The sequence below is a fragment of the Paenibacillus sp. Soil787 genome (assembly GCF_001429545.1).
Lineage (GTDB): Bacteria > Bacillota > Bacilli > Paenibacillales > NBRC-103111 > Paenibacillus_E.
Genome location: NZ_LMSP01000048.1, coordinates 175,564 through 197,824, shown reverse-complemented (window position 1 = coordinate 197,824; position 22,261 = coordinate 175,564). Strand labels below are relative to the sequence as shown.

Annotated in this window: 6 protein-coding genes; 5 read left to right on the top strand and 1 reads right to left on the bottom strand. The window is 48.4% G+C overall.

Annotated elements, in window-relative coordinates; genetic code table 11:
- Window positions 1-9: 9 nt before the first annotated feature.
- Complete coding sequence (locus ASG93_RS32990) at window positions 10-699, top strand: 4'-phosphopantetheinyl transferase family protein (protein WP_082615239.1); 690 nt, start codon at window positions 10-12, stop codon at window positions 697-699.
- A 79-nt stretch (window positions 700-778) separates the two neighbouring features.
- Window positions 779-2,221, top strand: a complete 1,443-nt coding sequence (locus ASG93_RS32985) for an alpha/beta hydrolase family protein (protein WP_056839312.1) — start codon at window positions 779-781, stop codon at window positions 2,219-2,221.
- 74 nt (window positions 2,222-2,295) lie between these two features.
- Here ASG93_RS32985 and ASG93_RS32980 read toward each other — a convergent pair whose 3' ends face one another.
- Window positions 2,296-3,882, bottom strand: a complete 1,587-nt coding sequence (locus tag ASG93_RS32980) for a hypothetical protein (RefSeq protein ID WP_056839311.1) — start codon at window positions 3,880-3,882, stop codon at window positions 2,296-2,298.
- 458 nt (window positions 3,883-4,340) lie between these two features.
- On the opposite strand from ASG93_RS32980, the gene ASG93_RS32975 reads away from it, so the two are divergent.
- Genes ASG93_RS32975 through ASG93_RS32965 form a run of 3 tightly spaced genes read left to right on the top strand, consistent with a single transcriptional unit; the run spans window position 4,341 to window position 22,248 of the window.
- The gene (locus tag ASG93_RS32975) at window positions 4,341-5,144 is read left to right on the top strand and encodes a thioesterase II family protein (RefSeq protein ID WP_056839309.1); all 804 of its coding nucleotides are present in this window, start codon (window positions 4,341-4,343) and stop codon (window positions 5,142-5,144) included.
- A gap of 29 nt (window positions 5,145-5,173) precedes the next feature.
- Window positions 5,174-13,723, top strand: a complete 8,550-nt coding sequence (locus tag ASG93_RS36715; protein WP_056839307.1) for a non-ribosomal peptide synthetase — start codon at window positions 5,174-5,176, stop codon at window positions 13,721-13,723.
- On the top strand, window positions 13,645-22,248 hold the full coding sequence (locus ASG93_RS32965) for a non-ribosomal peptide synthetase (protein ID WP_056839306.1): 8,604 nt from the start codon (window positions 13,645-13,647) through the stop codon (window positions 22,246-22,248). The genes ASG93_RS36715 and ASG93_RS32965 overlap by 79 nt, the downstream gene beginning before the upstream one ends.
- Window positions 22,249-22,261 lie beyond the last annotated feature (13 nt).

Sequence of the window (22,261 nt, the reverse complement as noted above, 5' to 3'; positions counted from 1 at the left end):
TAGGAGGGTTTGCATCTGCTCAAGCTGCAGGTTTTTGCTGTGCATCTATCGGAAGAACTGGATAGACAGAAGTTTGATCGGATGTTTCATCAATTATCGCGGGAGAAACAAAGCAAGGTCAGGCGGATGTTGAAATATGATGACGCTGTTCGCTCTTTGATGGGGGAGCTATTGGTCAAGTATGCGATTGGCTCAATGACGAATCTGCCTTGGCATCAGATTCGTTTTGGCATGAATGCCTATGGAAAACCCCACCTTGACGGCACGGATTCCGTCTACTTCAATGTTTCACATTCTGGAGACTGGGTCGTCTGCGCCATTGATTCAGACGCTGTAGGAATCGATGTTGAGAAGATTCATTCGATGGATATGCAAATCGCCCTTCAATTTTTTTCTGCAGCGGAGTATGAGCAATTGATGACTTTGCCAAGCTCGCATCGTTTGGCCTATTTTTTTGACATTTGGACGTTAAAGGAAAGCTTGATCAAAGCAGACGGGAGAGGGCTTAGCCTCGCTTTGGATTCGTTTAGCATCCACAAGCAAGGTTCCGATATTCAGCTGATCGCCGGTGACGAAATAGCGAAATATCATTTTAAACAATATGAGATTGATCCATCCTATAAACTATCTCTATGTGCGAAGTCCAGCCATTTTCCTGATAAAGTCATTCACGTTGACGTTGATACACTCTATACATAAATTTCCAATCCAATCCGAATTCTTATATAATGTGCTTCATTCGAGCATAATGTTAAAGATGTCAGGAAGGGAGGGCTCCGTGCGAATATTCGAAATCATGATGCTTGTAAGCATTGTAATGCTATGGATTGCTGATAGATGGGTTAGGCGAAAAGTGGTTGGCATGGCAGGCTGCTTGGCAATAGGAGTTGCCCTGCTTCATTTCATTTTCGAAGGCTACAGATGGCAAATGGTTCCGCTCTATGCTCTGACGGCAGGCTATTTGCTGTATTTGTTTGTAAAGACAAGGCGACATAAAGAACGAAGTAAGCAGCCCCATTCAATTCGGAGCTTCCTGCTGCCGTTCTTATTGGCTGTTGCTGCGTTACTGCCTATCCTGCTTCCCGTATTCAAAATCGACTCTCCATCCGGTCCTTATTCAGTAGGTACAGTGACCTATCATTGGACCGATGCGTCAAGAGAGGAAATATTAACGGACACTCCGAATGATCGGCGAGAGCTTCTTGTTCAATTATGGTACCCTGCTCAAACCGATCAAGCCTCGTCTAAGGCACTTTATATGCCTGAGTATCATCAGTTTGGGCAAGCGCTGCAGCAGGAATACAAGATTCCTGCATTCATTTTTCAGTATTTGCGTGATGTCAAAACAAACTCTTATGTGAACGTCCCGCTCTCGGCAAAACAAGCTCAATATCCGCTCATTGTGTTCTCGCATGGACTGCCAGGCACGCGGTTTACGAGCACGTCTCAAATGGAGGAGCTGGCAAGCAACGGGTATCTGGTTGCTGCCATTCAGCATCCCTACTATGCCATGACGACGGTGTTTCCAGATCAGCGCATCGCTCCCAAGACGAAAAAGCTTCCTGCCGTAATCGACATTGACGGTTGGGATCGAATGATCGAAGTCTGGGTGAAGGATGCTCAGTTTGTACTGGACCAATTCGAAAAGCTGAATAAGCAAGACCCTGAAGGTTTGCTAACCGGAAAAATAAACCTGGATAAAATCGGCATGCTGGGCCATTCTTTTGGAGGGGCGGCAACGATTCAAACGCTCTATGCGGATCAACGGCTCAAAGCCGGTATCAACATGGATGGAACTCCGTTCGGTAAAACCATTGTAAACGGCCTAAAACAACCCTTCATGCAGATGAAGACGGAGGTTGTAGAGTCGAACAAGGATGCGGAACCGACCGAACAGCAATTGGCAAAGATCGGAGTTACCAAACAAGCCTATGACAAATATAAAACAGAGATACCGATTCGTAATAGTGTCTTGTTCGGAAAAGGCGGCGGTTATGCGATAACCATCCGTGGGATCAAGCACATGAGCTTTACGGACTATTATTTATGGTCCCCCGGGCTTCGCCTCATGGATGGCTTGAAATTGTCCCCCAAACAGGCACGGCATATCATTAACAGCTACGTGCTCGCATTTTTCGATAAATATTTGAATCAAAAGGCATCAACTCTTTTGGATGAACCGATGCCGCCCTTTAAGGAAGTAACCGTTGAGAAAAAATGATGCCATAACGATCCACGATAAAAACGGCTCTATTCGCATACGTGAATGCGAAAGAGCCGTTTTTTCATGAATGGTTAGTGTCTGTCACCCTTCTCATCGATGTAAATGGAACGAATCAGTGTTCTCTCGAAAGGAACACCCTTCGCTGTTTCTCCCTTTACGACGAATGAAGCTTGGTAGACGCCTGGACTGCTTAGGTCAGATAGATCTACATCACTGTCCGAATCGATGGTTGCGAGATTTTTTAATTTGGTTGTTTGCTTTTTGTTGGCGCTGCTGCCCTCAGAAGTAAAATCAACTTGATATTGGACTTTAAGTTTGTCTCCTTGCAAGGAAGCCTTATCGCGCTCAACCTGAATCTTTGTTTTGTCATCGTTTAGCTTCAATTGAATGGATTTGTCCAAATCTGAATCATATCGGACTGTCATCAGGTAGCCGCCTGATTTAACGCTTTGTGTCTTGAGTGTCCATTCTCCCTGCTTGGGATTATTCACTACGGCAATGTGATGCCAAGCGTTTTTGAACAGCTGCTCGTCTTGATAAGTTTTGACTTTTACGTTCGTTTGCCCGTTTGTTGGGGAAATCAGCTCCACTTGATCTGCTTTCTGATCGGAAATCCAGTCCACGGTAATGCTTTTAACGTCGTTTTCAACAAGGAAGCTTTCGCTGGCCGTTCCATTGTGGGCTCCGCCACGTACTAGTAAATTGCTTGCTGTTTCGACTGTATTTTCTTGCGAAGCATCCGATGGTTTATTGCTTGCAACTGTGACGAGGTCGCTAGGAACGGCAGCTTTTGCCGATACTGTGCTAGTAGCCGTTAGAAACGGTTTGAATAAAGAAAACGTGGTGGATCCTTTGCGGATCGTATTATGATCCCAATCTCCGATCTGGACCATAGTGCCCTTAGGCACATAGGAACTGTTTACAGTAACTACACCGTCGTTATTTCCGAACAGCGACAAGTAAAGTCCGCCGGCAAAATAGGAGCTGCTAGGTGATGAGGCCCAGCCTGTTCCAGCCAAAGTATAGAATTTATTGTAAGAACTATTGGCGTTCGAATCGGTAATAGAGCGGAAGTAGTTCATGTAGGAGGTTTGCATGGAATAAGTGGCGTCGTTTTTGTAGCCAATGAGGTCGGCTAGCCACCCCGCCCAGCTTGAATAAGCAAGATCGGCTAACTCAGAACCGTGATGCGGGGAGCTCAGGGTAATCACATTCGTAACGTAAGGATAAGCATTGTAGTGCACGAGAGCAGCTTGCGTATCCACGCCTCCCTTGCTGTGAGCGACAATCACAAGTTTCTTGTTGAAGTATTGGGAGATGACGGCAATTTTTTGAGCTAACAGCTGTCCGTTGTCCCACATGTTTTTGGGCGTTCCGCCTGAATCGTTCAGTTCGATAAAAGCAGTCTGATAACCGTTATTGTAAGCTGTTTGATACATGTCATTGGTGTCATACCAAGATCCTGCATTGCCGCCGAGGCCCTGTACGAATAAAATGACAGGCAATTTGGCATTCAAATTGGATGGCGTCGCTCCCGGTGACCATGTGCCTGGGACACGGGACAGATTAGGGTTAGCAACGGCAGCGGTGGCAGGCGCGATAACGAAGCTTATGACTAGTATGAAAGCTAGAATGATGGAAGTGGCATATTTCTTCATGATTTCATTCCTCTCATTTCTTAATACTACTTCAAATGGGCTGGCCAGCCGATTCAATTATCTCATTATTTTCCTATTTTTGTATTTTAATTGTTTATGAAGATGGGGTTTTACATGCATTATAATTTATTTTTATAAAGATAATTTTAATTTATATAACAGAAAAGATTCGTACAAATAGGCTTGTATCTCTTGTTATTCGGGGTTTAATGCAGGTCACATCCGATATTTCACCATGTTAACTTTGCTGTAATTAACAATACGTTCACATAAACTTTAATAATTGCCATTATTTTCTTTATAAAACTTTCTTATTCAGTTAACACTACGCTAATAAATCAGCAGTAACTTTAAAGTAGTCAGGTGTATGTTTCAGACAGGGGGGAAATAGCAATTCTCTAGGTCAGAAGTGTTCTTTTAATATAAAAACAATTTATAAGAGTGGAAGAGGTAGAGAGATGACATCCAAACTTCATTCATGGTTCTTAAATGCAAATGTGAATTCCCGTGCCAAACTTCGATTGTTTTGCTTTCCATACGCTGGAGGGGGAGCTTCGGTGTTTCGTGAATGGTCCCGTTTTTTCCCAAAGGATGTTGAGGTGTGTCCCGTTCAATTACCCGGCAGAGAGAGCAGGGGACTTGAATCCCCCATGACCTCATTGTCGCAAATTGTCCAAGCGATTGTTGTGGAAATTGGGCCTTTGCTTCAAACGCCCTTTGTATTTTTCGGTCATAGCATGGGCGCATTGATTGCTTACGAAACAGCCCGCCAAATTAGTAGAAAATATGGGAAACAACCTGTTCATCTATTTGTTTCAGGACGTTCAGGCCCTGGGCTTCCTTATACGAAGAAAAAGCTTCACGAACTTCCAGATGATGAGTTCAAAATGGAGTTGAAAAGAATGAATGGCACGCCGGAGGCAGTGCTGCAGCATGACGAATTGATGCAGCTGCTGATGCCGAGATTGAGGGCCGACTTTGAAGTATGTGAAACGTATTCTTACATCCAGGATCAGCCGCTGCGTTGTCCGATATCCGCATTCGGCGGGAATGCCGATTATGATGTGAGCGTTGCTTCCTTGGCTGCTTGGAACGAACAAACCAATAGTGAATTTTTTCTACATATGTTTGAGGGTGATCATTTTTTCCTGCATAACCAACAAGAAAACATCATGCAGACGGTTTACGATAGCTTTCACAAAGTCCCTGCAAAACCGACCCAAAAGCAAGTCGTTCACACCGGTAATGTAATTTGGCTGTAGGCACTATTAATCATGGTGGAGGGAACCTAATGTCGAACCAACCGACTCACCCGTTAACTCATGCGCAAAAAAGAATTTGGTACACAGAGAAATTTTATCCGGGCACCAGTATTTCAAATCTAGGCGGTACGTTTAATCTGAAGGATGAACAATTGAATTATGGGCTGTTAAAACAGGCGATTCACGACTTCGTCAGGCTGCACGATACCATCCGGCTTCGTGTGCTGGATGAGCACAGCAGCGAACCGCGTCAGTATGTTTCCGAATTCGCATCTTTCGAAATTCCATTCTACGATTTCAGCGACCAGGATGATGCCAGCGCAGCGGTACGTCTATGGGGCGAACGAGGAATGATGGAACCTTTTCAGCTTCACGAAGCTGATTTGTTTGAGTTTGCCATTTTCAAAATTAGCGGTGACGAGGGCCGGGTTTATATTAAAATTCATCATCTGGTCTCAGACGGGATATCCATGGTTCTTGCCGTTAATGAAATCATCGATATCTATGTAGGCCTTGTGAATGGTGAGGATACCACTCAAGGGGATCGCCTGTCGTACGTGGACTACGTTCGGAATGAGCCGGACTATGAAGCATCGGACCGTTACCTGAAAGATCAAAAATTTTGGCATGAGGAATTTCAGACAATCCCTGAATTTACGAGTTTGAAAACATATGATCTATACCGTGTCAGCACCGAGGCGGCGAGAGAATCGATCATCATTCCACAAACGCTTCGTGATGACATTGTGGGGTTTTGCAAAGAACATAACGTCAGTGTCTTTACGTTGTTTGTCGCCATGCTGTACACGTACATTTATCGCGTTACCTCTCATGAGGATATCGTGCTTGGTACCAATTTCTCCAATCGGACGAACGCGAAAGAAAAAAATATGCTGGGTATGTTCGTCAGCACGACACCTTTTCGAATGCAGGTGGAGCCTGAGCTAGATGCACTGTCGTTTATTCGCAAAGTCGGCAAAAAGCAGATGAACATATTCAGAGTTCAAAAATACCCCTATAACGTATTGGTTAACGAATTGCGGGAAAAGCACAGCGACATCAGCAGACTGTTCGGTGTTTTCGTGGAATATCAAGTGATGGAATGGCAGAAAAAAGAACAGATCGAATACGTTACGGAACCGTTTGGCAATGGGCACGAAGCCAATGATATCATCATACATATCAAAGATCGTATGGATATAAACCAGCTCCAGCTGGACATCGATTATCGTACAGGCTTATTTACGAGTGAAGAAATCTCTTCCATGTTAGCGCACATGCTTGTGCTTCTAAAGGATGTATTAGACAATCCAGGCAAACCGTTGTTTGGGCTGGAGCTTTGCAACGAGCAGGAAAAAAACCAGCTGCTGCATGTTTTATCAGGTGTTGAAGCTGATTACCCAATGGATCAAACCATACATGGGATGTTCGAACAACAGGCGGAGCGGGTGCCGGATCGCATTGCGGTCACGTTCGGCAGCGAAAGCCTTACCTACAGGGAGTTGAACGAACGTGCCAACCGTTTGGCAAGAAGACTTCGCGATCACGGTGTGAAGCCTGACGATCGGGTTGGACTTATGGTGGATCGTTCTGTGGAAATGATCGTAGGCATTATCGGGATACTCAAAGCAGGTGGTGCGTATGTGCCTCTGGATCCGGATTATCCGGAAGAGCGAATCCAATTTATACTTGAAGACAGTGGGGCACTGGTGCTGCTGACTGAAGTACAGTGGCAGGAAAGAGTATCTTTCACTGGGACTGTAGTAGTCATCGATGGGGAGCTGTTTTCCTCTGGCGAAAGTTCCAATTTGAGGGTCGTGAATCAGCCATCCGACATGGCTTATATCATTTACACCTCCGGTACGACTGGAAAGCCAAAAGGGGTAATGATCGAACATCGTAACGTGGTCCGGCTGCTGTTTAACGACAAGCTGCAGTTTGACTTTAGTGAGAATGATGTATGGACCGCATTCCATTCGTTTAGCTTTGATTTTTCGGTATGGGAGATGTACGGCGCCCTCTTGTACGGGGGCAAATGCGTGGTGATTCCGAGGATTATTGCGCAAAATCCGAAGGAATTTACTGGGCTGCTCCGAGATGAAAAAGTAACAGTACTAAATCAAACGCCTACAGCATTTTATTCGTTGATCAATGACGAGCTGCTGCAGGAAGACAGCGAGCTTGCAATCCGCTACGTCATTTTTGGCGGTGAGGCGCTGAACCCGATGATGCTGCAGCCATGGCGGCACAAGTATCCCGAGACGAAGCTGATTAATATGTACGGCATCACGGAAACAACCGTGCACGTTACATTCAAAGAGATAGGCGAACAGGAAATCGAAACGAATGTTAGCAACATCGGAACGCCGATTCCGACGCTAACCTGTTATATTTTTGACCAAAATAGGAAATTAGTTCCCATAGGTGTTACGGGCGAAATGTATGTCGGCGGAGCGGGCGTAGCCCGAGGCTATTTGAACCGTGATGAACTGACGCAGGAGCGTTTCATCATGAACCCTTATAAGCCAGAGGAACGGTTGTATAAAACCGGCGATTTGGCGAAAATGCTCCCTAATGGAGAAATGGCGTATTTGGGCCGGATCGACAATCAGGTGAAAATCCGCGGACACCGCATCGAATTGGGCGAAATCGAAACGAGATTGCTTGAGCACCCAATGATTCATGAGGTTACTGTTATCGCACTCGATGATGCGCAAGCGCAAAAATATTTGTGCGCGTATCTGATTAGCGAGGCGGAGCTGGCGGTTTCTGAACTGCGCATGCACTTAGCGCTGGAGCTTCCGGCGTATATGGTACCTTCGCATTTCGTACATTTGGATAGAATGCCGATCACAGGGAACGGAAAGATTGATCGCAAAGCGCTGCCTAAGCCTGCAGGGCTCGCTATGACTGGCCGTGAATATATGCCGCCAAGCAGCGATACAGAAGAAAAGCTTGTATCGATCTGGCAGGAAATATTAGAGCAAGAACGAATCGGCGTGCAGGACAACTTTTTTGAGCTTGGCGGCCATTCCTTGAAAGCTATGCAGATCATTTCGCGTATTCATCAGTTATTTCATGTAGAGCTGCCGCTTCGAGTTTTGTTTGAGACGCCGACGATTACGGCGATTTCTCCCTACATAGACCAAGCTACCGAAGGTACATTCACCACAATTTTACCTGCAGAACAACAAGAATATTACCCCCTATCCTCATCTCAGAAGCGACTTTATGTGTTGAACCAATTCGAAGGCACGGGAACGGCCTATAACATGCCTGGCATTTTTACCGTCGAAGGACCTTTGGATCCAAGACAATTGGAAGCTGCCTTCAACCGATTGGCTGTTCGTCACGACATGCTTCGCACTTCCTTTCACACCATCGATGGACACCCTGTACAAAAAGTACACAACCACATTGATTTTACCATTCAATATGATAGTCAAGGGTCTGATGACTCTATTGATTTTCTCGTAAACAAGTTTGTTCAGCCATTTAAACTGGATCAAGCCCCGTTAATTCGAATTGGACTTGCAAAAATCAATGAAAATCGGCACTTGTTCTTGTTCGATATGCATCACATCATTTCCGATGCACTGTCGATCGAGATTCTCGTTAGCGAATTGGCAGATTTATACCGCGGGTTAGAGCCTGCAAGAGTGTCGGTGTCCTATAAAGACTTTGCGGTCTGGCAGAACGAATCTTTTCAGTCAGGCGCAATGAAAAAGAAGGAAGCCTACTGGCTGGAAGCTTTTGCTGGTGAGATTCCTGTACTTACTATGCCTGCCGATTTTCCGCGGCCGTCGGTGCAAAGCTTTGAAGGTGACAGCATCCTATTCGGTACTGGCCATCAATTGATGATTCGGCTAAACCGTATTGCCGCAGAAACGGGCACGACGATGTACATGCTGCTGTTAGCGGCATACAACGTACTTCTCGCTAAATATGCGGGTCAAGACGATATCGTTGTGGGCACACCGGTGGCAGGCAGGCCACACCCTGATGTGGAGCATACGATCGGAATGTTCGTTAACACGCTTGCTCTCCGCAACCGTCCGATTCCAGCCTTAAGCTTCCGCAATTTCCTGGAAGATGTGAAGTTTAACGCATTGCACGCTTTTGAACATCAGGATTATCCGTTTGAGCTGTTGGTGGAAAAGCTGGATGTCGCAAGGGATATGAGCAGGAACCCTTTGTTCGATACGATGTTCAGCCTTCAAATGAAAGACCTGATGATGCTGGAGATGGGCGATTCCTTAACTTTCGTGCCCTACATTTCGGATAACCGTATCGCTAAATTCGACCTGTCATTGGAAGCGACGGAGAAGGAACTGGAGCTTGTATTCCAGCTGGAGTATTGTACGAAGCTGTTTGCGAAGTCGACAATGGAACGTCTGGCTGGGCATTATATCGAAATTTTGAAGTGTGTTACGGAATGTCCGGATATCACACTAGCAGAGATTGCCATGGTAACGGGGGATGAAAAGCGGCTGCTCTTGGAAGGGTTCAATGAGACGGAGCGGGCTTATCCATCTGGCAAAACGTTCACAGAGCTTTTTGAAGAACAAGTGAAGAAAACACCTAATCATGTAGCGGTAGTTTGTGAAGAGGAGCTGCTTACCTACAGGACGCTTAACAGCATGGCGAATCAGCTTGCGCGGAAGCTCCTTACCAAAGGAATTCAGTCGGAAAGCGTCGTAGGGATTATGGTTGACCGTTCGATTGACATGATCATCGGCGTGCTCGCTGTTTGGAAAGCGGGAGCCACGTATTTGCCGATTGATCCTGAGTACCCGGATGAACGGATTGGGTACATGCTGGCAGACAGCCGTGCGGAGCTAATGTTGTCTCAGCGCGCGATTGCACGCCGGGTATCTTTTGATAAAGAAATTGTTTGTTTTGAGGATAATGGCTTGTACTCCGAGGCTTCTACCAATCTCGGGATCGTTAACAGAGAAGATCAACTGGCCTATATTATCTATACCTCGGGTACGACTGGGAAGCCAAAAGGCGTTATGATCGAACACGGCAGCTACACGAATGTTGCTTTCGCCTGGAGAGAGGCATACAAACTGGATACGTTCCAGGTTAGCCTGCTGCAGATGGCGAGCTTTGCATTCGACGTATTCGCTGGGGATATGGCGCGAGCGCTGCTGAACGGCGGTAAGCTGATTATTTGTCCAAATGATGTAAAGCTGGATCCAGCTTCGCTTTACTCGCTTATTAAGAACTATGAAATCAATATCTTTGAGTCGACGCCGGCGCTCATCGTACCGTTGATGCAATATATTTACGATCACGATTTGGACATGAGCCAGCTGAATTTGCTTATTTTGGGATCGGACAGCTGCTCTGCCGAAGATTTCACCAATCTGCAAAGACGATTCGGCCATAGGATGCGGATTGTGAACAGTTACGGCGTGACGGAAGCTTGTATTGATTCCAGCTTCTACGAACACACCGATGCATCACTGCCGTATTTCGGTCATGTGCCGATCGGGAAGCCGCTGCCGAATATGAAGTTTTATGTGCTTGACCCACAATTGAAGCTGCAGCCGGTTGGTGTCATTGGCGAGCTGTGTATCGGCGGAATCGGGGTTGCCAGGGGTTATTATAATCAGCCGGAGCTAACCGCTGACAAGTTTGTCGATAATCCGTTTGAACCCGGTGAACGGATGTATCGCACAGGGGATATGGCCAGATGGATGCCGGACGGTAACATGCAATTCCTTGGCAGAGGCGACCATCAGGTGAAAATTAGAGGCTACCGCATCGAGCTCGGAGAAATCGAAGCGAGCCTGCTGAAGCATGAAAGTATCAAGGAAGCCGTTGTTATCGCCAGAAACGATCAAGCGCAGCAAAAATACTTGTGCGCTTATCTCGTTGCGGATAGAACGTTGACGATTCCGGAGCTTCGCGAACACCTGACAGGTCAGCTGCCAGCTTACATGGTCCCGTCCCATTTCGTGCAGCTGGATAAAATGCCGCTTACGCCAAACGGTAAACTGGACCGCAAAGCACTGATGGCTCTCGAAGGCAGTGTTCATTTAGGAACCACATTTGTTGCACCGACGAATGTCATGGAAGCAAAGCTTGCTTCTGTATGGCAAGAGGTGCTTGGCATCGACCAAATCGGCATTCAAGACGATTTCTTCCAGCTCGGGGGTCACTCGCTGAAAGCGATGATGCTCATCTCGCAAATGCACAAAGCGTGCGGTGTGGAAGTACCGCTGCGTACTTTGTTCCAAAATCCAACGATTGCCGCTGTCTCAGCTTACATGATCGATTCGGATGAGAAGAGCTACTTAGAGATTGCGCCTGTGCCAGAGCAGGAGTTCTATCCCGTATCATCAGCGCAGAAGCGGATGTACGTTATCCATCAACTGGATGAAACAGGCACAAGCTATAATATGGCGGATGCGATGCTGGTTGAAGGAAAGCTGGACCATGAACGGTTAACAGAAGCTTTCCGGGGATTGATTCTGCGCCACGAAGCGCTTCGCACTTCGCTGCATACGGTGGATGGCATGCCGGTACAAAAGGTGCATGCACATGTGTCATTCGACGTCGAAGTGATGGAGGCGGAAGAAGCCAACGTTTCTACTATAGTTCGTGATTTCATCAAACCGTTCAATTTAAGTCAGGCGCCGCTCTTGCGGGTCGGTCTTGTGCGCTTGGCAGCGGAACGCCATGTGCTGCTATGTGACATGCATCACATCATCTCAGACGGCATTTCCGTTTCGGTGCTTATGCGTGAATTTACCGATTTGTACGAGGGGGCAAGATTGCCTGAACTGCGCATACAATACAAAGATTTTGCCGTATGGCAGAACGAACGGCTGCAAAGTGAGGATTTGAAGCGCCAAGAAGCCTATTGGCTCGACGCTTTTTCCAGTGAAATTCCAGTGCTTGATTGGCCAACCGACTATGTAAGACCGCCCGTACAAAGCTTTGATGGCGATCGCGTCACATTTGATACCGGCAAAGAGCTGATGCAGGAACTGCACAAGCTGGCTGCGGAATCCGGTACGACGCTTTATATGGTGCTGCTCGCAGCCTACAACGTGCTCATGGCCAAATATTCCGGTCAAGAGGATATCATCATCGGTTCGCCAATTGCCGGAAGACCGCATGCAGATGTGGAACGCACAATCGGGATGTTCGTCAACACTTTGGCAATTAGAAACTATCCGGAGGCTGGGAAATCGTTCAAACAGTTTTTGGCGGAGGTCAAGGAATCCTCTCTGAGGTCCTTTGAAAATCAAGATTATCCTTTCGAAGAGTTGGTCGATAAGCTGAACGTTCGGCGCGACTTAAGCCGTAATCCGCTGTTCGATGTCTTGTTCGTGTTGCAAAATACGGGAGATGAAGCCATCCGAATCGCCGATCTGGCATTCTCACCTTTCAGATTAGACAGAAACGTTGCGAAATTCGATCTGTCGCTCGAAGCTGCTGAAGGGGAAGACGAGATTGCGTTCCATCTCGAATATGGCACAGCCTTATTCCATCGTGCGACTGCAGAAAGGCTTGCGCAGCATTTTCTACAAATTCTTCACGCCGTATCGGCGGATTCAGATATCAGATTAGGGGATATCGACATGCTTTCTGGTGCGGAAAAAATGCAGCTGCTGGACGAATTCAACCAGACCGGAGCGTCGTTCCCGCAGGATCAAACGATCCACGGTTTATTCGAGGAGCAGGTGCAAAGGACGCCGGAGCGCATCGCTGTATCATGCGGTGAAGAACATCTGACGTACCGTCAGCTGAATGAACGCGCGGGCAGTTTGGCTTGCGTGCTTCGCAGCCACGGAGTAGGACCGAACGTTAGGGTCGGCCTGCTCGTCGAGCGCTCGCTCGATATGATCGTAGGTATCCTCGCGACACTCAAAGCAGGCGGCGCCTATGTGCCGCTCGATCCGGACTATCCGCAGGAGCGCACACAGTTCATGCTGGAGGACAGCGGAGTCTGCGTCCTGCTGACGCAGCCGCATCTAGCCGGAAAAGTACCTTATGACGGCGCTGTACTCGATATAAGCGATGGTGAGCTTTACACCTGGGATTCTGCTGGCCTGGAACCGGTGAATGGGCCGCACGATATGGCCTACATCATCTACACGTCCGGCACAACCGGCAAGCCGAAGGGCGTTATGATCGAGCATCAGAATGTCGTACGTTTGCTCATTCATGACCAGCTGCAATTCGATTTCAGCGAACGCGACGTGTGGACCGTATTCCACTCCTTCTGCTTCGATTTCTCCGTGTGGGAAATGTACGGGGCGCTGCTGTATGGCGGCCGGTGTGTGGTTGTGCCAAAGACAACCGCGCAAAACCCGAAAGCATTCGCACAGCTGCTGCGGCAGGAGCAAGTGACGATACTGAATCAAACGCCGACCGCATTCTACACGCTGATCCAAGAGGAACTTCAGCAGCCGGGCAAGGGGCTTGCCGTCCGCTGCGTCATCTTCGGCGGGGAAGCGCTGAATCCTATCATGCTGAAACCGTGGAAGAGGAAGTATCCGGATACGCAGCTGATCAATATGTACGGAATTACAGAAACGACGGTACCTATAAAGAAATAACGGATCGCGAAATCGAAACGAACCTGAGCAACATCGGCCGTCCGATTCCGACGCTGACGAGCTACATCTTCGACGCGCAGCGTAAGCTGGTGCCGATCGGCGTTGTCGGCGAGCTTTACGTGGGCGGAGACGGCGTCGCGCGCGGATATTTGAACCGCGAGGAGCTGACGGCGGAGCGGTTCGTTCCGAATCCATACAAGCCGGAGGAACGGCTGTATCGAACCGGTGATCTTGCGCGTCTGCTGCCTAGCGGCGAGATGGAATATTACGGACGGATCGACCATCAGGTGAAGATCCGTGGGCATCGCATCGAGCTCGGGGAGATTGAGACGCAGCTGCTGAGGCACGAGCGAATTAAGGAAGCGACGGTGCTGGCGCAGGATGACGAGCAGGGGCAAAAGTTCCTGTGCGCCTACTTCATCGCAGACGGGGAGCTGACGGTGTCCGAGCTAAGGGCGCATATCGGCAGTGATTTGCCGGCGTATATGATCCCGTCGTACTTTGTGAAGCTGGATCGAATCCCGCTTACCGCCAACGGTAAAATCGACCGCAAAGCGCTGCCGAAGCCGGAAGGCGGGCTGGATTCGGGTACGGCTTATGTGGCGCCGAGAACAGAGTTGGAAGATGAGCTTGCGCAAATTTGGCAGGAGGTGCTCGGCTGCGGCCAGATCGGGGTGCTTGACGATTTCTTCGCAATGGGCGGGCACTCGTTGAAGGCGATGACGCTTATTTCCGCGATGCACAAGGCGTTCCAAGTGGAAGTGCCGTTAAAGGTATTGTTTGATACTCCGAGTGTTGAAGCGATCGCTGCATATATCCAAACGGCCGTTAAAGAGGCCTATGTATCCATTGGGCGAGTGCTGGATGAACAGGACTATTATCCGGTATCATCTGCGCAAAAGCGGATGTACATTCTCAGCGAGTTTGAAGGCGCAGGCACCGGATATAACATGCCAGAGGCTTTCATTCTTGAAGGCGAGTTAGATATGCCTAGGCTGGAAGCCGCTCTGAAGGAGCTTATTGCCAGACATGAGATCCTGCGAACCTCCTTTGCAACGATTCACGGTGAACCGGTGCAGCAAATCCATACGGACATTGAATTCTCGGTCGAAACGATGGATGAAACCATCGTCGAAAATATCGATGCCAATGAATCCGAACTTGCAGAGCTCGCATTACGGTTTGTGCGTCCATTTAAATTAAACAGAGCTCCGCTCCTTAGAGCAGGTCTGGCTAAGCTTGCCGATGGGCGGCACTTATTCCTTATGGATATGCATCATATCATCTCAGACGGTGTATCCATGGGCATTATGATGGATGAATGGATGCGGTTATACAAGGGTGAGCGTCTTTCTGAGCCAGGAATTCAATATAAAGACTTTGCCGTATGGCAAAATGCTTGGTTCGAGACTGATGATTATAAAAAGCAAGAAACCTATTGGTTAGATACGTTTGCCGGAGAAATTCCGGTGCTCAATCTGCCGGCCGATTTTGTCAGACCTGCCGTACAAAGCTTTGAAGGCGATCGTGTTCATATCGTCGTCGAAAGTGAGCTCTGTACGCAGCTTGGACAGCTTGCTTCGCAAACGGACAGCACCCTGTTTATGGTGCTCCTAGCCGCATACAACGTGCTTCTAGCCAAATACACCGGGCAGCAGGAGTTCGTAGTCGGAACCCCAATCGCAGGGAGATCGCATCCGGACACGGAGGGCGTACTCGGGATGTTCGTTAATACACTGGCGATGCGGAATCGGGTTGAGGCGGAAAAGACTTTCCGTGAGTTCATAGCCGATGTGAAGCATCATGCGCTGGAAGCCTATACGAATCAGGATTACCCGTTCGAGCGGCTGGTGGAACACATTGGCGTGGCTCGGGATCTAAGCCGTAACCCGCTGTTCGATACGATGTTTATCCTGCAGAACATCGATACGCATTTGCAATCGGATGGCCCGAGCGACAACTTGAAATTGGCTGCATCAGCTATGCATGACGGCATTGCCAAATTTGACCTGACATTCGAAGCCAGAGAAGCAAATGGCGAAATAGAATTGTTTATTGATTACGGCGTCAAATTGTTTAAGAAAGCAACGGTGGAACGGATCGGACGTCATTTCGTTCAATTGCTGCAGTCGGCGGTTAAAAACGCGGATATCAGTCTGGCTGACATGACGGTGCTGAACGAAGCGGAACTGCACCAATTGCTAGTTACTTTCAATGAAACAAAGATAGATTTGCCTACCGGCAAGACACTTCACGGGCTGTTCGAGGAGCAGGCGGAGAAGACGCCGGATCAGCCAGCAGTCGTTTGCGCAGGCGTGCAATTGACCTATGCGGAGCTAAATGGAACAGCTAACCGTTTGGCAAGGACACTTCGGGATCATGGCGTCGGTCCGGAGACATGTGTAGGCATTATGGCGGATCGTTCATTAGAACTGGTTATTGGTATCCTGGCCATTCTGAAATCAGGCGGGGCTTATGTGCCGATCGACCCACAGTATCCTGTGGAACGGATTCGCTACATGTTGAATGACAGTAACATCAAACTCGTCCTGAGTCAGTCGCATCTGGTCGCAATCATGAGTAAGGACGTTCATACTGCCTTCGATGGCAAATGGCTCGATCTCCATGACGGGCGCCATTATAACGCTGACGAATCGAATCTGCCGAAGGTTAATGATTCCACTGATCTGGCGTACATCATTTACACATCGGGTACGACAGGAATGCCTAAAGGCGTCATGATCGAGCACGCCAGCATTGTCAGTAATCTGCTGTGGAGAAAAGTCGAATACGCGTTGGATATCAACGATTCGGTTCTGCAGTTATTCTCCTTCGCCTTTGACGGCTTCGTGACCAGCTTCTTCACGCCGATCATTGCTGGGGCAACGGTTATTTTGCCGCAAGAAGAGGAAGCGAAGGATCCGCTGCTCATGAAAAAGCAAATTGCTGCGCATTTAGTCACGCGTTTCATCAGCGTACCAAGCTTATATGCAGCGCTGCTCGAGTGCATGAGCGAAGAGGATTCAAGCTCACTTCGTATCGTGACGTTGGCCGGGGAGAAAGTGAGCGATAATGTGGTCTCACGCAGCAAGCAGCTTCACCCGCACATCGAGTTGGTGAATGAATACGGACCGACGGAGAATAGTGTTGTAGCCACATACGAAAGAGGTCTGAATTCAAACAAAGAGATTACGATCGGGAGACCGATTGCGGGTACGCAAATCTATATTGTGAGTCGAGAGGGCGGTCTGCAGCCTATCGGCGTCATCGGCGAGCTGTGCATTGCCGGTAACGGTTTGGCGCGCGGGTATTTAAACCGCGAGGATCTGACTGCCGAGAAGTTTGTGCGGAATCCGTTTGCAGCCGGGAATAATGGGAGCGAACGGATGTATAAGACAGGAGATCTTGCCCGCAGATTGCCTGACGGTACGATCGATTTCATCGGTCGTCTGGACGAACAGGTGAAGGTGAGAGGTTACCGGATCGAGCTCGGCGAGATCGAATCCGTCATCCTGCAGCATCCGCTCATTAACGAAACGGTTGTGTTAGCGAAGGACGACCATCGCGGACAAACGTATCTATGCGCCTATATTACCGCAGATGATGTGTTTACACTTGACGATTTTAGGGCGCACTTAGGGAAAAAACTGCCGGCTTATATGGTTCCGTCGTACTTCATGCAGCTGTTAGCCATGCCGCTTACCCCGAACGGCAAAGTGGATAAGCAGGCTTTGCCGGAGCCGGATACGGATCTTATGGCCAAAAAGGAATATGTTGCTCCTTCCAGCGCTGCGGAAGCCAAACTGATTGGTTTGATGCAGGATTTGCTGGAAATCGGTCAAATCGGGTTGCTCGATAACTTCTTTGATCTTGGAGGCCATTCGCTCAGCGCAATGACGCTAGTCTCGCAAATGTACAAAGAGTTCCAGGTCGAAGTACCGTTGAGAGCTGTTTTTGAGACGGCTTCTGTCAAGGAGCTTGCAGCTTACATACAAGGAGCAGGACTCTCGAGATACGAGTCGATTCAATTGGCGGCAGAGCAGCTGTATTACCCGCTATCGTCCGCACAGAAGCGATTGTTTATCTTGAATTTGCTGGATAGCGGAAGCACCACCTATAACATGCCAGGTGCCATGACGATTGAAGGCAAGCTCGATGTCCAGCAGTTTGAAGGTGCTTTCCAAAGGCTGGTAGACCGTCATGAAACGCTGCGCACATCGTTTGATACGGTCGATGGAGAACCGGTTCAGAGGGTACATTCTAATCTTGAGATACAAGTGGATTACATGGAGTATGCGGCAGATTCGTTACCGTCGCTTGATGAGATGACCCGGCAGTTTGTCAGGCCGTTCGACTTGAAGACCGCGCCTCTCTTCAGAGTCGGACTGGTGAAGCTGGAGGAAGAACGCCACTTGCTGCTGTTCGACATGCACCATCTCATTTCCGACGGGGTGTCGATGGGTATTTTTATCCAAGAATTCGTACAGTTGTACCAAATGAAACCACTGCCGCAGCTCCGAATTCAATACAAGGATTTCTCGGCATGGCAAAACCGTCTGTTCCAGTCGGAAACGATCAAAGCGCAGGAATCCTACTGGCTAATGATGTTTGAAGGTGAAGTTCCGCTGCTCGATCTGCCTATGGATTATGGAAGACCTTCTATGCGCAGCTTTATTGGACACAGCGTAACGTTCAGAGCGGATAAATCGCTGCTGAGACAGCTTCATCAGTTGGCGGCGATGAGCGGCACGACACTCTATATGGTACTGCTTGCTGCTTACAATGTGCTGCTGTCGAAATATGCCAACCAATCGGATATTGTGGTCGGAACGCCAATTGCCGGCAGATCGCATGCTGATTTGGAACATGTCATCGGGATGTTCGTCAATACGCTTGCCATGAGGAACCGGCCTGAAAGTTCCAAGACGTTTAAGCAGTTTTTGGCCGAAGTCAAAGAACAGGCGCTAATGGCTTACGAAAATCAAGACTATCCATTCGAAACGCTGGTGGAAAAGCTGGAGCTGCAGCGCGATTTAAGCCGCAATCCGCTGTTTGATACGATGTTTATTATGCAAAATATCGGGAATACATCGATCGGCATCAAGCCATTGACCTTTATTCCGTTTGAGGTTCCGCATACGACATCGAAGTTCGACCTGACCATGCTTGCCATGGAAGATCAAGACGAATTGGAATTGACGATCGAGTACTGCACGGCGCTGTTCAAACAAGAAACGATGGAACGTTTTGGGCGTCATTTCGTTCGTGTTTTACAGGAAATTGCCGATCAGCCTGATGCGCAGTTAGCGCAAATCGACATGCTCTCTTTGGAAGAAAAGAAGCAGATTGTCGTAGATTTTAATCAAACGAAAGCCGATTACCCGCAGAACTGTACAATACAGGAGCTATTCGAGCGGCAGGCGGAGAAGACGCCGGATCATGTGGCTGTCGTCTGGGACAATGAACGGATGACGTACCGTCAGTTGAATGCCAAAGCAAACCGCTTAGCGAGGGTATTAAGCGAGAATGGCGTCGCCGCAGACTGCATTGTTGGCGTCATGATGGCGCGTTCCGCCGATTTGATCGTCACGATACTAGCCATTCTTAAAGCCGGAGGCGCGTTCTTGCCGATCGACATCGACTATCCGGCGGATCGGATTCGCTACATGCTTGAAGACAGTGCTGCCTCGTTAATCGTTACTCAGAAGGCGGAACGTCCAATAGGATTTGCCGCGGAAGTTGTAGCGCTTGAGGAAACAGATCTGACTTTCAAATTAGACACCAACTTAGGCTCAGCTAGTACATCCTACAATTTGGCCTACATCATCTATACGTCGGGAACAACAGGCAAACCGAAGGGGATTATGCTCGAGCATGCGGGTATAGCTAATTTACAGGCATTTTTTGAGAATGGGCTAGATGTGACGGCCGATGACCGGATCGGACAATTTGCCAGCAGTTCCTTTGACGCTTCGGTTTGGGAAATGTTTATGGCGCTGCTGACGGGAGCTTCGCTCTACGTGTTGTCCAAGGAGATCATTGGTAATTACACAAGGTTTGAAGATTATGTAAGTGAACACCAGATCTCCATTCTTACCTTGCCGCCGACCTACATGACGCACCTGAATCCGCAGCGGATGAGCTCTCTGAAGAAGCTGATTACCGCCGGATCCGCTACCTCATTCGAATTGATCCGCAGGTGGGAAGGAAAAGTGCAGTACATGAATGCGTACGGACCGACCGAAACGACGATTTGCGCAACCATTTGGAAGGCCAGTCATTCAGACCTGCATACGGGTGTGGTACCAATCGGTTACCCGATTCCAAATACACAGGTGTACATCATGAGCGCAGATAACTTGCTGCAGCCGATCGGCGTACCCGGCGAATTGTGCATCGGCGGTGTCGGATTGGCTAGAGGATACGTGAATAAGCCGGAACTGACGGATGAGAAGTTCACGGACAATCCGTTTGCTCCAAGTGAACATATCTATCATACCGGCGATCTTGCCCGCTGGCTGCCTGATGGGAATATCGAGTACTTGGGACGGATCGATCATCAGGTGAAAATCAGAGGATACCGTATTGAATTATCGGAAATTGAATCTGTCATGCTGGATCATGACTTGATTCAAGAAGCGATTGTCATCGCCCTTGAAGACCATCATGGCCACCAGTACTTGTGCGCTTATTTCACAGGCAGATTAAGTGTTCCCATATCAAACCTGAGAGAGCATGTAGCCGAATCATTGCCCGATTACATGGTGCCATCCTATTTTATTCAACTGGGACAAATGCCTCTGACGCCTAACGGTAAAATTGACCGCAAAGCACTTCCGGAGCCTGAACTGGGAACAGCTATCTCAGGCACGGAGTATGAAGCGCCTAGAAATGAACTAGAGCGTCTGCTTGCGGAAGTATGGGAAGAAGTGCTGGGCGTGAGCCCAATCGGCATCAAGAATAATTTCTTTGAGCTTGGCGGCGATTCGATCAAAGCCATTCAGGTGTCAACGCGTTTGTATAAACATGATTTGATGCTGGAAATGAAGGATTTGTTCCAAAATCCCGTTATTGAAAAAGTGAGTTCATACGTACAAACATTAGGCCGTAAAAGCAGCCAAGAAACGGTTGTCGGGGAATTGGAGCTGTCTCCAATCCAACGATGGTTCTTCGCCCAGAGATTCACTGACATGCATCATTGGAATCAATCGATCCTGCTGCAGAGTACACATGGATTTAAGGAGTCTATTGTCCGCAACATATTCACCCAAATAATCAAGCATCATGATGCGCTAAGAACCGTTTTCCGGGTAGACAACGACAAAGTCGTTGCACAGATCCGCGGTTTGGAGGAACCTTTGGTACACCTGAAAGTGATCGATGTAAGGAATCAAGCCGATGAATCATCGGTTATTACCGAAGAGGCAAACCGCTTGCAGTCGAGCATGGATTTGAACGAGGGGCCTTTGGTCAAGCTGGCATTGTTCAGAACGATAAGCTGTGACCATCTGCTAATCGTCGCGCATCATCTCGTGATCGATGGCGTTTCCTGGCGCATTATTCTGGAGGATTTTGCTTTAGGGTATGAACAAGCGATGAACGGTGAGGATATCCTGTTTCAGGATAAAACGGATTCCTATCAAGTTTGGACGGAACAGCTGAAGTCCTATGCCGCTGGCAAAGAATTGGCAAAGGAAAAGAATTACTGGCAGCAAATGGGCGGCTTGTCCTGGGCTGCGCTGCCGAAAGATAAAAAAGCGGAAGAATTGAAACTCATTCATACGCGAAGTACTGCTTTTGAGCTGAACGAGGAAGAGACAGAGCGTTTGCTTAAGCAGGTGAATCAAGCTTATCACACGGACATTCCGGACATTTTGTTGACGGCTTTAGGCTTAAGCGTCGGGGACTGGACGAAGCAGGACAGCGTGATCGTCAATATGGAAGGGCACGGCAGGGAAATCTTGGAGGGGCAGGTCAACGTGTCGAGAACAGTCGGTTGGTTCACAGCACAGTTCCCGATTGTACTCGACTTGAAAGGATCGAATGATACGAGCTCACATATTAAGCGGATCAAAGAGCAAGTAAGGCGTATACCGAACAAGGGTATCGGATTCGATCTGCTGAGATTCATGTCTCCAGAGGAGCTGCGTTTGAACCTGGCTCCAAAGCCTGAGATTGGTTTCAACTATTTGGGTCAGTTCGACTCGGACGTAACGACAAAATGGTTCACAGTGTCGCCGTATGATATGGGAGAGCCGATGAGCCCGGAAGCGGAGCGTTTGTTTACGCTCGACGTGACCGCTATGATTCAAGGCGGCAAACTAAGTGTTCGTTTTGCCTACAATCTCCAGGAGTACAATCAGACCACGATTACCCAGTTGCAAAATAGCTTTAAGAAGCACCTGCTGGAAATTATGGAGCACTGCGTGAATAAACAAGGACCTGAGCTGACCCCGAGCGACCTCGGCGATCATGAGCTTTCCTTGGAAGAACTGGATGGTTTGGTTGATATTTTCGAGATTTGATTCCGGAGTGCGA

Excerpts from the sequence above, each read along its gene's own strand:
- ASG93_RS32975 (WP_056839309.1), top strand. The coding sequence starts at position 4,341 with ATGACATCCAAACTTCATTCATGGTTCTTAAATGCAAATGTGAATTCC.
- ASG93_RS32980 (WP_056839311.1), bottom strand. The coding sequence starts at position 3,882 with ATGAAGAAATATGCCACTTCCATCATTCTAGCTTTCATACTAGTCATA.
- ASG93_RS36715 (WP_056839307.1), top strand. The coding sequence starts at position 5,174 with ATGTCGAACCAACCGACTCACCCGTTAACTCATGCGCAAAAAAGAATT.